This window comes from Paraglaciecola marina (genome assembly GCF_004360155.1).
GTDB classification, from domain to species: domain Bacteria; phylum Pseudomonadota; class Gammaproteobacteria; order Enterobacterales; family Alteromonadaceae; genus Paraglaciecola; species Paraglaciecola marina.
The window spans coordinates 37,911-52,881 of the sequence record NZ_ML178724.1 but is presented as its reverse complement, the minus strand read 5'-3'; the positions used below and the strand labels follow the sequence as shown (position 1 = coordinate 52,881).

Sequence of the window (14,971 nt, the reverse complement as noted above, 5' to 3'; positions counted from 1 at the left end):
AAAAAATATTCGTACCGCTTTAAGAAGTTAGAATAGAGTCTGTTAAATAAAAACTTTAGTTAGTCATTTAGAGCCCAAAAAAGAGTATAAAAATATGAAAATGAAAAATTTGCGTTGGTGGGTTATTGCTTTAATCGCACTAGCAACAGTTATCAATTATATCGATCGCCAAGCACTTAGCGTTTTATGGCCATACATGGGTAGTGATATTTATCCAGAAAAAAGCGCAGATGAGCTTAAACAAGTTTTAGGTACGGTAAGTGTGGTCTTTTTATTCTCATATGCAATCGGTCAGGCCTTATTCGGTAAGATTTTCGACTGGATTGGCACCCGATTAGGTTTTGTTTTATCCATAGGTGTTTGGTCTTTGGCAACAGCATTACATGCATTTGCTCAAGGCGTATTGACCTTTAGTATTTTTCGAGCACTCCTAGGTATATCCGAAGCAGGTAACTGGCCTGGGGCTGCTAAAGCTAATGCAGAATGGTTCCCAAGTAAAGAGCGTGCACTGGCACAAGGTATCTTTAATTCGGGCGCTGCAATAGGCGGTATTATTTCAGTTCCACTAATTGCGTATTTAGCAACATTTTTAAGTTGGAAAATTATTTTTGTATTAATTGGCTTAATAGGGCTTTTATGGTTAGTTCCATGGTTAGTCTTAGTCAAAGCTCCGCCAATTAAGCACCCTTGGATCACAGATGAAGAGCGTGAATACATATTATCTGGTCAAAAAGCGGTAAGCACTGAAACAGGCGAAGTTAAGCTAGATGAGTACGTACCTACTTACGGCGAAATGTTGAAGCGTAAGGAAAGCTGGGGCGTAATTATTGCGACAGCTGCAATTGACCCTATCTGGTGGTTGTTTATCGTTTGGATACCTACTTACTTGGTAGAAGTTTACAATATGGATGTTAAAGGACTCGCAATTATTGGTTGGGTTCCTTATGTAGGTGCAATGTTAGGTGCTTGGTTTGGTGGTCTTTTATCTCAAAACCGAATTAAAGCAGGTTGGAGCGTTAACAAGACACGTAAGACTGTGATTGTACTTGGTTGTTTAATTATGCTGCCTTCATTGTTATTGCTAGCTAATCCTGGTGGTGCCAATACTGCTGTACTCATTATGGCTGCGATCTTATTTGGCTTCCAAACGTCAATTGGCAGTATTCAAACATTACCAAGTGATATGTTAGGTAAAGACAGCGTGGGTTCATTATCTGGTTTTGCTGGTATGGCTGCTAAATTCTCAGCAGCAGGTTTAACAGCTACTGTGCCATTTTTGACTGCTGGCGCAAATTACCAAAATGTTTTCATACTTGGTGCTGTACTAGCTTTTATTGTTATGGCAAGTATTTTGTTCCTTTGCCCTAAAATAGAGCCATTAAAAAGTAATAAATAATTAATAACTAGCTTGCCTCTAAGGTAAGCTTTAATTGAAGAAAGAAGAGTTCAAATTAAGAGCTGTAATTTCTTTATAAATGGACAAAATCCAAGGTTTAACATGCAAAAAGTAGTTTTATTTGGTGAGTGTATGCTTGAGCTTAAGCAGAGTGAACCTGAAGTTATGCGTCAATCCTTTGCGGGAGATGCCTATAATACAGCTGTTTATCTTAAGCGTTTGTTTAGCACCCAAGACGTTAGTTTTATGACTGCATTAGGTAAAGATCTTATTAGCCAACAAATGACAGATAAGTTCGCCGGTGAAGGATTGAATAATGATTTGGTGTTTGCGGATGAAGTGAAAACACCAGGGATTTATTTAGTTCAAACAGACGACCAAGGTGAGCGTTCATTTTTATATTGGCGAGACAGCTCTGCTGCCCGCCAAGTTATGAAATTTGTTGACGACAAGGTGTTAAGTTCTTTAACTGAGTCGGATGTGTTTTTCTTTTCTGGAATTAGTCTTGCAGTAATAGAGCCTGCTTATCGCACAGCATTTTGGGAAATGTTAAATACGCTTAGTATCTCCGGTGTTAAGATTATTTTTGATCCTAATTATCGCGCGCGTTTATGGAGAGGTGCTGATGAGGCAAAACAGGCCTTTGAAAAAGCCTTCGCTTTAAGCGATATGTTATTGCCAGGTATTGACGATTTTGAACAGCTATACGGTCTAACCACAGTAGAGCAAGTTGTAGATTTTTGTCAGCCATATAATATTGCTGAATTAGTGATTAAAAACGGTCCTGAAAGCTTGTTTATCCAGCTCGATGGCAAATTATCAGAGCTGAAAATTAAGCCTGTTGAAAATGTCGTGGATACAACGTCAGCGGGTGACTCTTTTAATGGAGGATATATCGGTGCAAGGCTAAACGGCCATTCAACAGAGTATTCTGCAAAAATCGCTTCTGCCGCTGCTGCATGTGTTATTCAGCATCCAGGCGCTATTGCACCTAAAGCCGATTTTATTGAGTTTATGAGAAGCAAGTTTACTGATATTTAATAGGCGTTCAAAAAAACATCACATGACATGTAAATGACACAAAAACCTTGCATGAAAATAAGTGATAGCTATAATGCCTGCCTCTCGAAAACTAGATTGATCGGTTGTTGAGAAATCGATATGCCAGTGTGATGGAATTGGTAGACATGACGGATTCAAAATCCGTTGCAGCAATGCGTGGCGGTTCGAGTCCGCCCACTGGTACCACTTCTATTTGATAAGAATAGAAGCGAAAAAGAAGTCAGCTTAAGTTGGCTTTTTTTATGTCTGAGATTTGCTAAATTTAAAACGCTTTAAGGCAAGTCAATCACACATTCCTGATGATATGCACCCAGCTTTGCCATCCTTGGCAAACCATAAAACCAGTCGGAGCACTGTTCCTAAACGCACTGGTTTTATTTATTGGTACCAACCCTGTAATGAGATAGATTAACGTTAACTTAAGTTAGCTTTCTGTGTCTGAATTTACAGGTTTTTAATTATGTTAGATACATGTTGCTAATACTCGCCAACTAATCTTAATGTCTTTTTAAACTGCTCTGTCATAGGCGGTAACGTGGCCAAGTACCGTGCCTCTTTCATATTCTTTTAACTGCCTTTATGGCTGAAAATAATAGTGTTAAGTGAAGTGTTAAAACTACATTTAGACAGAATAAAAGTAGTCAATGAGGCATTACTTGCCTTCTTGATTTTTAAGAATATGTCTTATATCAATGCATTATTTATTTATGCACAATTGAAGTGCTAAATTTGTGGTTAGTGGTTAAAATATCACAGTTATATTGTGTTGAGTTCAATTGGCCCTACACCTTTGAATTTAGTTTGTTAACTTTATATTGTCATTGGTCAGCAAGCGCACACTTTTTTTAACTTAAAATAAAAATTGGAATTCTATGAAAACTCTGTCTGATATCGGCCTAATTGGCCTAGCTGTTATGGGGGAAAACCTCATTCTCAATATGGCCAGTAAAGGTTATACCGTTACTGCTTATAATCGTTCAACGGATAAGGTTGAGAACTTTATTAATGGTCGTGCTAAAGGCGAAACCATACGCGGAGCTTACTCGGTAGAGGAGCTTGTTCAATCCCTTGCTACTCCTCGTAAGATTATGATTATGGTGAAATCTGGTGCGCCAGTAGATGCCACTATTGAACAGCTTCTGCCTTTATTGGACAAAGGCGATATCATTATTGACGGTGGTAATACCCATTTCCCAGATACTATTCGTCGTGAGAAATACTGTGCAGAAAAAGGTATTAACTTTGTTGGTGCAGGGGTTTCTGGTGGTGAAGAAGGCGCACTTAAAGGGCCTTCAATTATGCCTGGCGGTTCTGCTGAAGCATGGCAAGCGGTTAAGCCTATCTTCCAAGATATCTCAGCCAAGGTTGAAGACGGCTCACCTTGTTGTGATTATGTGGGTGAAAATGGCGCTGGTCACTTCGTTAAGATGGTACATAACGGTATTGAATATGGCGATATGCAATTATTGTGTGAAGCTTATCAAATCATGAAAGAAGTACTTGGCATGTCTGCCGATGAAATGCATGAAGTATTCAAAGAGTGGAACACTACAGAATTAGACAGTTATCTAGTTGAAATTACCCGTGACATCTTGGCCTATAAAGACGAAGACGGTAGCCCTCTTGTTGAGAGTATTCTTGATACAGCTGGTCAAAAAGGTACTGGGAAATGGACTGGTGTTGTAGCACTTGATTTAGGTGTGCCTCTTACACTAATCGCTGAATCTGTATTTGCTCGTTGTATATCTGCACTTAAAGAAGAGCGAGTAGAGGCATCTAAAGTTATCTCTGGTCCTGAAAAAGTATTTGAAGGTGACAAAGCTGCGTTTATCGAAGATTTACGTCAAGCTGTACTGGCCGCTAAAATTGTATCTTATGCACAGGGTTATACTTTAATGCGTGAAGCCGCTAAAGAGTTTAACTGGAACCTTAACTACGGCGGCATTGCATTGATGTGGCGTGGTGGTTGTATCATTCGTTCTGCATTCTTAGGCGATATAAAAAATGCTTTCGATAAAAATCCAGAGCTTAACAATTTATTGTTAGATGATTACTTCAAAAATACAGTAGTTGATGCGCAACAAGGTTGGAGAAATGTTGTGATAAGTGCAGTAACAAATGGCGTACCAGCTCCTTGCTTAACTGCAGCACTTAATTACTTTGATGGTTATCGCACAGAGCGCTTACCTGCTAACTTATTACAAGCACAGCGTGACTACTTTGGTGCTCATACTTATGAGCGCACAGATAAGCCTAGAGGTGAGTTCTTCCATACTAACTGGACAGGACGAGGCGGTAATACATCTTCGTCTACTTATAACGCCTAAACTCTACTAAGTACAAATTTAAAGCCCATGCTCTCTTAGCGCTCGGGCTTTTTTTATGCCCCAAGAAAGAGTACAGTTAAACTCTGTTTGACTGTTTATTGAGTAAATTAGTAAATGACTACAACATACGAAACTGGATATTTTAGGTTTCCAAGCTTTAGCTTGATAAGGCGAGTATTTCAGTTAAGTGCTGAGTATTTTGAGTGGACCTTAGTGCTGTTGCTAGTATTGGGCTTTATTCTATCTTCTTGGCACGATGCACACATTGCAAAATTAATAGTAGAAAAACCCCAGCGTAATGATTTCTTTTTAGTGGATTATTACGCTTTGAATAAAGATTCTGATATTCGACACAGATACGTACCTATGAAAGTACTAGAGGTAAAAAGAAATTCCATTGTGTTCAAGGTCGGCGGTATTGCTCACTCAACCAAGGTGTCTGTAGACAAGCATGTTCAATTCGATAAACCCATGTTAGATAATTATTATCGTAAGCAGACCTTAGAGTTAAGCTTTTCAAAAATAGCGGATTATTTTCAAACAGGAACTATCTATTCAGCGGCAAGACCCCGTAATATTTATATTAATGGTTGGATTGTGATGCATCAAAATGAGCTTTAGTACTGACTATATTTCGCTGTTATCATTGTAGGGGGCATCCCATAGTGATTTGACACTATGGGACTTAGCATTAAAACTCTAGCCTATTGGTTAAAAGCGATAGCCAAGCATCACACTGTAAACCAATGGGTCAATATCTACATCAACAGAGCCTGTTGCACCATTTAAGTCAAAGGTGGCTTCAGTATCAATGTCTATCCAACGTACAGACGTATTAATTGACCATTTGTCATCAATAGCGTAATCGAATCCAATTTGTGCCGCTAACCCGACAGAGTCATCTAATTCTAAATCACTAAAGCCAGCTTCTGTATTAGCTGCTGTAAAGTCTTCATCAAAAAATATGGTGTAGTTAAGGCCTACTCCCGCATATGGCTGAAACTTAGCGCTTGGATCAGCAAAGTAGTAATTGACACTAAGGGTAGGAGGAAGGTGTTTCGTGCTTCCTAGACCACCTACTGTATCTAGTCCTATATCGTGGCTGAAAGGGGTTGCAGCCAGTAATTCTAACGCTAACTTAGGCGTGTAAAAATACAAAATATTTAAACCTAATTGAGTATTGCTATCTACATTTACACCTACGCCCAAGTCTGCTCCCGCTACATTAACGTTACTGCTAGAATCATGGGGTGAGACTGAAGTTGCCCCTGCTCGTATGAGCCAATCTCCTTTTTCATATGAATATGCAGGTTGAGCTGCGCAAAAAAGAATGCCAGTAAGTGCAATTGCTATGTGTGATTTTTTCATGAGTATCTCTTTTTTAAGTTGATAGGCGTATTTTATTCGCCTCTAAAAGAGATAAATTGATCTAAAACAAGGTTTTGTTTTAGTGACTAAGCGCTTGATGTAAGGTAATAGTTTTCTAGTTTAGCTTTTTATTAGCAGCTTCTATCATAACGGTTGCTAGTGTAGTGTAGGCAATTAGCCAAGCGTCTTTTAGTTCTGGAGTAAAGGCTTTGCCAAGAGCTTGCTCAAGGGTCCATATTAGTGCCTCTCCCACAGTGTCGTAGTGCTCTTCTTTTACACCATAACCAATATGACGCTCACCCAGTGTATACACCATGGGGATCAACATCTCTAGATTATTTAAATTATTTACTGCTATGCCTAACATTTTCATGAGCTTGGTACCTTGTTCAGTTATATCTTGTTTGAATAAAGGCTTTAGCTTTGGGTTTAGTTCGAACAGCTTATTATAGAAAAGCTTAGCGGCTAGACTGGATATGGGAACTATTTTCGAAAAGCTTTCCTGTACCAGTGTTATTTGATACTTGTTCATCGAGCGCCCTATTTTATTAACTCAGTTTTATCGACTGTAATTCTCATGTGTTTACACAAGTTGGAGAAATTATGTTTAAAAATTTCTCCAAAAAAAAAGACGCCTTGACATAATGCTATGTCAAGGCGCCTTTGCCTATTGAGTCTGTTTAATTTCTGCCGATTTTATTATTTATTTTTATTATTGTTTTATTTTTGGCCGTTAAAGAATCTGTCTGTACACCCTTTAACTAGTTCCCTACACCTAGAAAACAAACCTACTCATACTATGCCTTTAGCATGTTTCAGGCCAAGTTTTATATTTATTATAAAACAAAGGGTTACGATGTTTTTGTGGTTGCTTGTACACGGCGATGCACAAAGTTGGCCTAATATTAATGATAGATATCACCAATATCGAGCAATCAAATAAATTATCATTACGTAATAAAGTCTAACCAAGCTTCCAAAAGATGCTGTAGGTCAACCAATCCACACCCAACAGATTCTTGTTCGTGCCACTCTATGTCTAATTTGGTTAATGGTGCGAGACTGGCATTGTTTAGCTGCAACTCTACTTCTTCAGGATCTAATAGCAGATGAAACGTTTTTCCTATGTATTCATAATCTTGTAATTGATGTAATTGTAACTTTTGGATGGTATCGAGCAGCTCTTTAATCTGTTTACTGTTATTAGCAATGTCAAGGCTTAGCCAATCGCCAAATAGCTCACAATCTAGTTCACACTTAGCAGTGGGTTTGCCTAATAAATCATAAGAAAATTGATATTCCACAAATCACCTCTTATCTGTTACAGAAACGAAAACTTGGCCATTATGCTCTAATTCGGTTAAGTATACTCGCACATCAAATTCAACTTGATGATACTCAGGCATCATATGTTCACACAGTTTGTAAAAAGCCTTGTTATGTTGTTTTTCTTTAAGATGGGCTAACTCATGGACCACAATCATTTGCAGAAATGCATCGGGAGTATTTTGAAATAGAGTACTGACTCGTAATTCATTTTTACTTTTCAGTTTCCCCCCTTGCACCCTAGACACGTAGCTATGCAAACCAAGTGCGTGATTAACAATATGAATTTTACTGTCGTAAATTACTTTGCTCAGTGGCTGGGTCTTTTTCATGTATTGATTTTTTAAGGACATTGCATAGTCACGTAAGTCATTGTCGTTAGCCACATTATGTAAATTTGGGTAACGTGAGCGTAACCAATCACCTAGCTTATTTTTATCCAGTAATTGCTGGATCTGTTGCTGCAAATGTTCTGGGTAGTAAGCTAGATAGGTTAATTGGTTGGGCATGTATGTATTGGAGTTGGCGTAAATATTTTAGATTATACGTGAATTATAGGGATAAGAGCAGAGGTGGTATGGGGCTGATTTATATCATTAGGCAGCGTCTAGCAGGCGATAAAAATAGGTTGGAAAATTACACCAGTAGGATTTCTTGTAATGCAATGTTGACGCTATCTGCTGAAAATGACATGGTCATTAAATAGAGATCTTAAACACTCACAAATATCAAAATTGTTGGTTTAGCATCATTCAGCGTAACTGTTATTTTTTATAAAGGATTTCAAATGAAAGCTTGGCTTACTACAATGCTATTAGGCTTATTGGTAACGAATACGATAAGTGCTGCAACAAGCTCCAAATTAAATATTGTTTTAGATACCTCTGGATCCATGAGTCGATACAATGAGGATATTGCTGAAAGTATATTAAGAATAAAACGGCATAGTTCTGAACATCCCAAGCTCACCGAAAATATTAACCTTTTCTCATTTACCAACCGAACTGCATTTGTGATAGAAGGTGATAGTGGTGATGTTTTTTCTTCAATTAAAGCCGTTGAATCTGCAGGAGGCACAGAAGACGGACTTATTGCGATAGAGAAAATATTGTCAGACCCACTAATCACAGATACTCACATCATTTTATTTACTGATGAAGGGCGAGACATAGTAAAAGAAATTGCAGTTGAAAATTTAATTACGCTGGCGCTTCAAAAAAACATCATTATTCATAGTGTTTTAACAACTAATAATTTTTGTAATTCCCCACTGGTCATTGGAACTAATTCAGTGTTTTCTGGGTATAGTATTGACCGTTCGTGGTTGAAATGCAGTGCTATCAATAGCATGGACTCGTTGAATGCATTTGTACCAATTAAAAATAATGACTACATAAGCCTCTCTTTATCCACAGGCGGTAACGTATGGAGTATGACTAACATATTTGGGATTGGGGGGAGTTTAGACCATAAAAAGCCACCTTCTACACCTAGTCAACAGGAGAGAAATACACGAAAAGATGCGGCTATAGATAGTTTCACGCACTTTATTGCAAACGAAATGTACAGTGATTATGAAGCCAATCTCCGAGCAGATGTGAATATTGCAGGTGAGATGGCGGTTGGAAACATCATCACAATCGATGTCAGTCATGTCATTGTTAAAGAAGGATTCGACCCTGTTGAGTCATGGGAGTGGGATGTAAACAACGACGGTACCATTGATGACTACGGTTCGATTATAAATTTCGAATTCACAGATCTTGAAGATAGATTTGTAACCTTATGGATGACGAGTCAAAACCAAGGACAAGTCATTAAGGAAAAACAAATTATAGAATTTCATCAGTACCTCTAGTTTATTACTTAGCCTTAGAATGTGAACCATAAAATTAATTGCAACAATAAAACACTCAGGGGTATGTATGGTTGAAACGCGCTGGTGTTAAAAACTGTGAAAGAAGGACAAATAAATGGCTATGAGCACTCTACATTTGAAAAAACTATCCTCGTCGCAACGCCGAATTTTTAGCTTGTGGTTGCTAATGATGTTTGTATATTTAGCCTATCTTGGATTGACAGATGAGTCTCTATCAATATTGGTTCTCTCTGGGATAACAAACCTATTCTTATTACCCCTCTATTGGACTATCTTTAAGCAAGAAGAGATGAATAACCGGGTAAGCAACCCGGTGGAACACTTTAGAATAGAAAATAATCTGGTAATTATTGGTGATAGCAAACTGCCCTTAGAAAAAGTAAAGCGAGTCGCTATTGATGTTCAAGACAATATTGCTTACTGCTCGCTCCCCTTTAATCACATAAAACCAGGGATTTTTCCTAATTTCAGTTTTGCTTCTGAGCAGGCGGATGAGTTAAAGCGGCATATAGGCCTGAAGCTACCTTCGGTAACGATTATTGAATAATCAGCCATAAATACACACGCCATCGGGGGCAGATACGAGGTAAACGGCTCATAGTATTTCCATAGCTCTGAGTTAACCAAATATCGAGTATAGCCTAAGGATTATTCAACCTTGTTCTGCCCCCGATATTGATAAACGGGGAACATAAAGCCTAGTCAGTTTTTCAACGGAAAGACCAGTCGAGTCAGACTATGCGATTAACCAACCTAAAAAATGATGTTTTATGAAAATTTTAAAAATTATTAGAGCTTTACTTATTTTAAGCTTGTTTTTGTTTTCCATTTATTATGCTTATAAAGAACATAATATTTGGTGGGCTGTATTTGTAGTTTTTTCATGGTGGTTTTTCCCTACCCTTTATTTAGGCTGGATAAATCAAAAGCGTCGCCTAGCTCTAGAAACATATATTAAACCGTTTTCAATTTCAGAAAGTGTTTTAGATGAGTATCATGAAATGTCAGATTTTATTTTTAAAAATAAGCCACTCGATTGTCAGGTATACATGGACGTCGATGGTATACACTTCAAGTTATATTCTGGTCTTTACATTCCTTGGCGGAATGTAAGAAGCATAACAATCATGGATAAGAATAAATTGAGCCTAGCTAAAGTTTTTTTTAGTAGTGAAGAAAAAAATGAGCTTGCAAAAGAATTGTATATGGAATGGACTGGCTTTTTTGACAATAAAGTATCAAGTACTGTTCAATTCATCGATTCTAGAAGTAACAAGAATATATCCAATTCAATATAAATGGATTAGGGTTTCAATTAGCTGAAGGAGTTTTTGTCGAGATGAGAGGATTGAGGCTTTTGAACCATGAATTAGATCATGCGTTTGCGGCAGTAAGAAGCAGAACTCCATTTGCTGAAGTGCCCAACGGATCTACTTTAAAAGAAGGTTGGATCGGTTTATGATAATCAAAGCGTTACTTGTGATGATTTGCTTTTTATCTATTCCTGCTATTTTTGCAAAGCCCCACTCTTATTCTGGTTCTATGAATGTATTCTCCAAAGGAGAGAATTTATTAGCATTACATGAATATGGGATAAAATATAACGCAATAAAACATCAAATTTTGACTTTCTCTAACTTAGAAATACTCGATTTAAAAAGACAGACAAAAAGCATAATTCAAAAATCACCTCGTTTAGTTGCCATGAAATGGACTGAAAATTTGCATTATTTAATTGGCATATCGACTTTGATGGTTTCTGATGTCTCACAACTATTTATATTTGACAGAGCTGGAAATTTACGTGGAGACCTTTCTATAAATTGTGATGTTAGAGGAAAAAGCTTTTTTCTATTGTTCAGAGAATTCGGATTATGAATGGAGCGTTACACAGTTAAACTCGTTTCACTTAACTCAATATAAACATGTGATTGAAGTCTGCGTTGGTAAATATTGTAGGGATGTGAAAATAAAATAAGTATCTAGGGTCAGAAGAAGGTTAAATACATTAAACTTTACGCCAGCCAGGTTTTCTACTGGGAGGTAAAGCAGATAATCTTCTTCCTGTTAGTGATGTCCGCTCATTCTTAAACCTTTCACTACCTAGAGCCACAAAATATAAAAGGGGCAGATCAAAATTAAATTGAGTAACTCATTTTCCCCCGTCCATGACGTCAAATTATCCCATTCGCTCTCGATTGAAAAACAGATCTTTATCTAGACAGCCAGACAATTTCCGATATGTCTGCTGTACGCAGTTTCATTCTGCTTTGTTCTGCCTCAACCTGCTCCATCTTGTTTTTATCTGTTTTAATCTTTGACATATGAAATATCATATATATGATATTTCATATGTTTTGAGGGAGAATATTATGATCACCCCAGTATCCTTTTATAAATGTTTGTCAGAAGACACTAGATTAAAGTGTTTGTTACTTATCACTATGCAGTCAGAACTGTGTGTGTGTGATCTTATTAGCGCCCTTAAACTGAGCCAGCCTAAAGTATCTAGACATCTCGCTGAGTTACGTAAATGTGGGCTGTTGCAGGATGAAAGGCGAGGTAAGTGGGTGTTTTATCGGCTTAACCCTTCATTGCCCGAGTGGTCTGTAGATGTTTTAAAAACTACAGCTGAAAGTAATACCGAGTATTTATCGAGTTGCCTGAACAATTTGAATATCAGTAAAAATTTACCCTCCTGTTGTTAACGTCAATTAAGGAAAACCCAGTGAAAATTTTATATATATGTACCCATAACCGCTGTCGCAGCATTTTGTCAGAGGCGATTACTAATCATTTTGCACAAGGCATAATTGAAGCAAAAAGTGCAGGTAGTCAGCCTGTTGGCGAAGTGCATCCTTTATCTATTAAATACTTGCAAGAAGCGGGTATTTCGACTGAAGGCTTAATGAGTCAGTCATGGGATGAGTTTGAAGATTTTGATGCAGATATAGTAGTGACGGTATGTGACTCTGCTGCTGGTGAGTCTTGCCCTGTATGGTTTGGTAATAGTGTAAATGTCCATTGGGGCTTAACAGACCCATCTAAATTAGAAGGGACTGAAGAACAGCTTGCAGATGCATTCCGTGCAACCATTGCTGAAATTAGAAAACGTGTTGATCAACTAGCAAAAATTGATGCCGATGTGAAAGATAAGAAAGCATTAAAGCTTGCTTTGGAAAACTTAGGAGCGAATTAATGAGCATAAAAGACACCTTGCTTCCTTGTATTGATGAGGCGCGGTTTAGCCAACCTAGAGCCAGCAAGTTTGCAAACTCTTCATCAAGCCATAAGCCTAAAATATTGTTACTTTATGGCTCATTACGTGAACGTTCATTTAGCCGTTTAGTGGTTGAAGAGTCAGCCCGTTTATTAGAAAAAATGGGGGCAGAACCAAAAATATTTGACCCAACTGGTTTGCCATTGCCAGACGGTGACGAGCCTACACACCCCAAAGTGGTAGAGCTTAGAGAACTGATGATGTGGTCTGAAGGCCAGGTGTGGTGCTCGCCAGAGCGACACGGTTCTATGACAGGTATTTTAAAAAGCCAAATTGATTGGGTGCCTTTGAGTGTTGGTGCAGTGCGTCCTACACAAGGCAAAACCTTAGCAGTGATGCAAGTGTGTGGAGGCTCACAGTCGTTTAATGCCGTAAACCAAATGCGCGTGCTTGGCCGCTGGATGCGTATGCTTACCATACCTAATCAATCCTCAGTAGCGAAAGCCTTTATGGAGTTTGATGATAATGATCGCATGAAGCCATCCTCCTATTACAACCGTATTGTGGATGTACTTGAGGAGTTGGTGAAGTTTACCCTGCTTACCCGAGACAATGCTGAGTATCTGGTTGACCGCTATTCGGAGCGAGTTGAGTCGGCAGAAAAGCTTAGTCAACGTGTAAATCAGCGGTCAATTTAAGGAGAGTTACCATGGGGTTATTTGAACGCTACCTATCTGTTTGGGTGGGCTTGTGTATCGTTGCAGGTGTAGTGCTAGGTAGTTATGTTCCTGCAGTATTTGAATTGGTTGCTGGGCTAGAATATGCCCATGTGAATATTGTGGTTGCCGTACTAATTTGGTTAATGGTTTACCCCATGATGATCCAAATCGACTTCTCTTCAATCAAGGATGTAGGTAAAAAGCCAAAAGGGTTGGCGTTAACATTAGTGGTCAATTGGTTAATTAAGCCTTTTACTATGGCTGCCTTAGGTTGGTTATTTTTTAAAGGCTTCTTTGCCGGCTGGGTTGACCCTCAATCAGCTAATGAATACATAGCAGGCATGATTTTACTGGGCGTAGCTCCTTGTACTGCTATGGTATTTGTGTGGAGTCAAATGACTAAAGGTGACGCCAACTACACTCTAGTACAGGTATCAATAAACGACATTATTATGGTATTTGCTTTTGCTCCGCTTACTGCGTTATTACTGGGTGTGAGCGACATTGAGGTGCCATGGAATACCTTATTGCTATCTGTGGTTTTATACGTGTTATTACCCTTAATTGCGGGGGCCGTGACACGCTCTGCATTGGATAAAAAACATCAAGATTCAAGTGAAGCTGGTGCTAAGGCCATTGATAATTTTGTGGGCAAACTAAAGCCATGGTCGATAATTGGTTTACTTGCAACCGTTGTGTTGTTGTTTGGCTTTCAAGCTCAAAGTATTTTAGAACAGCCACAAACTATTGTGCTAATTGCTATTCCATTAATTATTCAAACTTACGGTATTTTTGCTATCGCTTATTTTATCGCTAAACGTTTAAAGTTGCCCCACAATGTAGCTGCACCAGCTAGTATGATAGGCACTTCTAATTTTTTTGAGTTAGCTGTCGCCGTGGCAATATCTTTGTTTGGTTTGCATTCAGGTGCAGCGCTGGCCACTGTGGTTGGAGTGTTAGTTGAGGTACCAGTGATGTTGTCATTGGTGTACTTTGCCAATAAAACTCGACACTGGTTTGATTAATTAAGGTAGGATAAGATCTAATAATCTCATTTATATGGATATCTAATGAAACTGTATTTAGCCCTTACCATTTTGTCTTTGTTATGTTTAAGCTGTAATGACTCTGACGACTTACCCAAGCAAGCTTTTGCCGATGAATACCAATTAGCTGACTTTAACCTTAGCGATAGTTATATCTATTGGGAAAAACGTCGCGGTAATCTATACGGTCAAGACGAACAGGCTGATGAAGTACTGATTCAATTTGATGCTGAGATTTATACTGATTTAAGCACGGAGCAGGTCGCGCTTTTAGATACCGCAGATACCAACAATGGCTACGACGCACAATGTTTACCTGAATATTGCCCTCTTTATGGAGTGGCGCTACTAAATGACTCAAGTTTTGTGATTGAGTCTATGACTGACTTAGTGGATTTTTTTGGAGACATAGATACAGAAGCTGAGTTATATCATCTTCTTGCAGTTGATTATTCTGTGCCCGAAACATTTGAAGAAAATGATGAAGGTTATAGAGTAGTGATTGCTTGGAATAACCTATGTGGGCTTAAAGGAACAAACCTAATTCAGGTTTACCCAGATGGCAGCCAGGAATTAATCAAAGAGCTCACCACTGAAGAAACTGACACCTGCGTATAATTGGCCTTAG

Annotated in this window: 17 protein-coding genes and 1 tRNA gene; 14 read left to right on the top strand and 4 right to left on the bottom strand. The window is 38.4% G+C overall.

All coding sequences use genetic code 11. From position 1 onward, the window contains the following. Positions 1–94: 94 nt before the first annotated feature. The 5 genes from EOK74_RS04435 to EOK74_RS04415 all read left to right on the top strand — a co-directional run bounded on the left by EOK74_RS04435 (position 95) and on the right by EOK74_RS04415 (position 5,406). Entirely contained in the window at positions 95–1,396 is a 1,302-nt protein-coding gene (locus EOK74_RS04435; RefSeq protein ID WP_133468713.1) for an MFS transporter, read from the top strand. 102 nt (positions 1,397–1,498) lie between these two features. Continuing rightward, a complete protein-coding gene (locus EOK74_RS04430) occupies positions 1,499–2,437 on the top strand; it encodes a sugar kinase (RefSeq protein ID WP_133468712.1) in 939 nt (312 codons plus the stop codon). 122 nt (positions 2,438–2,559) lie between these two features. Next, a tRNA-Leu gene (locus EOK74_RS04425) sits at positions 2,560–2,644 on the top strand. A 686-nt stretch (positions 2,645–3,330) separates the two neighbouring features. After that, positions 3,331–4,785: a decarboxylating NADP(+)-dependent phosphogluconate dehydrogenase gene (gene gnd / locus EOK74_RS04420; protein WP_133468711.1), complete on the top strand. Its 1,455-nt coding sequence runs from the start codon at positions 3,331–3,333 to the stop codon at positions 4,783–4,785. Between the two features lie 114 nt (positions 4,786–4,899). After that, the gene (locus EOK74_RS04415; protein ID WP_133468710.1) at positions 4,900–5,406 is read left to right on the top strand and encodes a hypothetical protein; all 507 of its coding nucleotides are present in this window, start codon (positions 4,900–4,902) and stop codon (positions 5,404–5,406) included. 90 nt (positions 5,407–5,496) lie between these two features. Here EOK74_RS04415 and EOK74_RS04410 read toward each other — a convergent pair whose 3' ends face one another. From EOK74_RS04410 to EOK74_RS04395, 4 genes are all read right to left on the bottom strand, one after another. After that, a complete protein-coding gene (locus tag EOK74_RS04410) occupies positions 5,497–6,153 on the bottom strand; it encodes an OmpW/AlkL family protein (protein ID WP_133468709.1) in 657 nt (218 codons plus the stop codon). A gap of 115 nt (positions 6,154–6,268) precedes the next feature. After that, positions 6,269–6,685: a globin family protein gene (locus tag EOK74_RS04405; RefSeq protein WP_133468708.1), complete on the bottom strand. Its 417-nt coding sequence runs from the start codon at positions 6,683–6,685 to the stop codon at positions 6,269–6,271. Between the two features lie 418 nt (positions 6,686–7,103). After that, a complete protein-coding gene (locus EOK74_RS04400; protein WP_133468707.1) occupies positions 7,104–7,457 on the bottom strand; it encodes a YacL family protein in 354 nt (117 codons plus the stop codon). A 3-nt stretch (positions 7,458–7,460) separates the two neighbouring features. Continuing rightward, a complete protein-coding gene (locus EOK74_RS04395) occupies positions 7,461–7,988 on the bottom strand; it encodes a M48 family metallopeptidase (RefSeq protein ID WP_133468706.1) in 528 nt (175 codons plus the stop codon). 278 nt (positions 7,989–8,266) lie between these two features. Here EOK74_RS04395 and EOK74_RS04390 point away from each other — a divergent pair, with 278 nt between their 5' ends. The 9 genes from EOK74_RS04390 (at position 8,267) to EOK74_RS04350 (ending at position 14,961) form a co-directional block, all read left to right on the top strand. After that, entirely contained in the window at positions 8,267–9,337 is a 1,071-nt protein-coding gene (locus EOK74_RS04390; RefSeq protein ID WP_133468705.1) for a vWA domain-containing protein, read from the top strand. A gap of 115 nt (positions 9,338–9,452) precedes the next feature. Continuing rightward, complete coding sequence (locus EOK74_RS04385) at positions 9,453–9,905, top strand: hypothetical protein (protein ID WP_133468704.1); 453 nt, start codon at positions 9,453–9,455, stop codon at positions 9,903–9,905. Between the two features lie 223 nt (positions 9,906–10,128). Then, positions 10,129–10,656, top strand: coding sequence for a hypothetical protein (locus EOK74_RS04380; RefSeq protein ID WP_133468703.1), 528 nt, complete (start codon positions 10,129–10,131; stop codon positions 10,654–10,656). Positions 10,657–10,816: 160 nt separating this feature from the next. Continuing rightward, positions 10,817–11,236, top strand: a complete 420-nt coding sequence (locus tag EOK74_RS04375) for a hypothetical protein (RefSeq protein WP_133468702.1) — start codon at positions 10,817–10,819, stop codon at positions 11,234–11,236. Between the two features lie 494 nt (positions 11,237–11,730). Next, positions 11,731–12,066 (top strand): metalloregulator ArsR/SmtB family transcription factor, encoded by a 336-nt coding sequence (locus EOK74_RS04370; RefSeq protein ID WP_133468701.1) that lies wholly within the window; start codon positions 11,731–11,733, stop codon positions 12,064–12,066. A gap of 20 nt (positions 12,067–12,086) precedes the next feature. Beyond that, positions 12,087–12,557 carry an arsenate reductase ArsC gene (locus tag EOK74_RS04365; RefSeq protein ID WP_133468700.1) on the top strand — a complete coding sequence of 157 codons (471 nt, stop codon included), beginning with the start codon at positions 12,087–12,089 and terminating at the stop codon, positions 12,555–12,557. Continuing rightward, on the top strand, positions 12,557–13,276 hold the full coding sequence (gene arsH, locus EOK74_RS04360) for an arsenical resistance protein ArsH (protein WP_133468699.1): 720 nt from the start codon (positions 12,557–12,559) through the stop codon (positions 13,274–13,276). The genes EOK74_RS04365 and arsH overlap by 1 nt, the downstream gene beginning before the upstream one ends. An 11-nt stretch (positions 13,277–13,287) precedes the next feature. Further along, on the top strand, positions 13,288–14,322 hold the full coding sequence (gene arsB / locus EOK74_RS04355; RefSeq protein ID WP_133468698.1) for an ACR3 family arsenite efflux transporter: 1,035 nt from the start codon (positions 13,288–13,290) through the stop codon (positions 14,320–14,322). Positions 14,323–14,367: 45 nt separating this feature from the next. Further along, positions 14,368–14,961 (top strand): hypothetical protein, encoded by a 594-nt coding sequence (locus tag EOK74_RS04350; RefSeq protein WP_133468697.1) that lies wholly within the window; start codon positions 14,368–14,370, stop codon positions 14,959–14,961. Positions 14,962–14,971 lie beyond the last annotated feature (10 nt).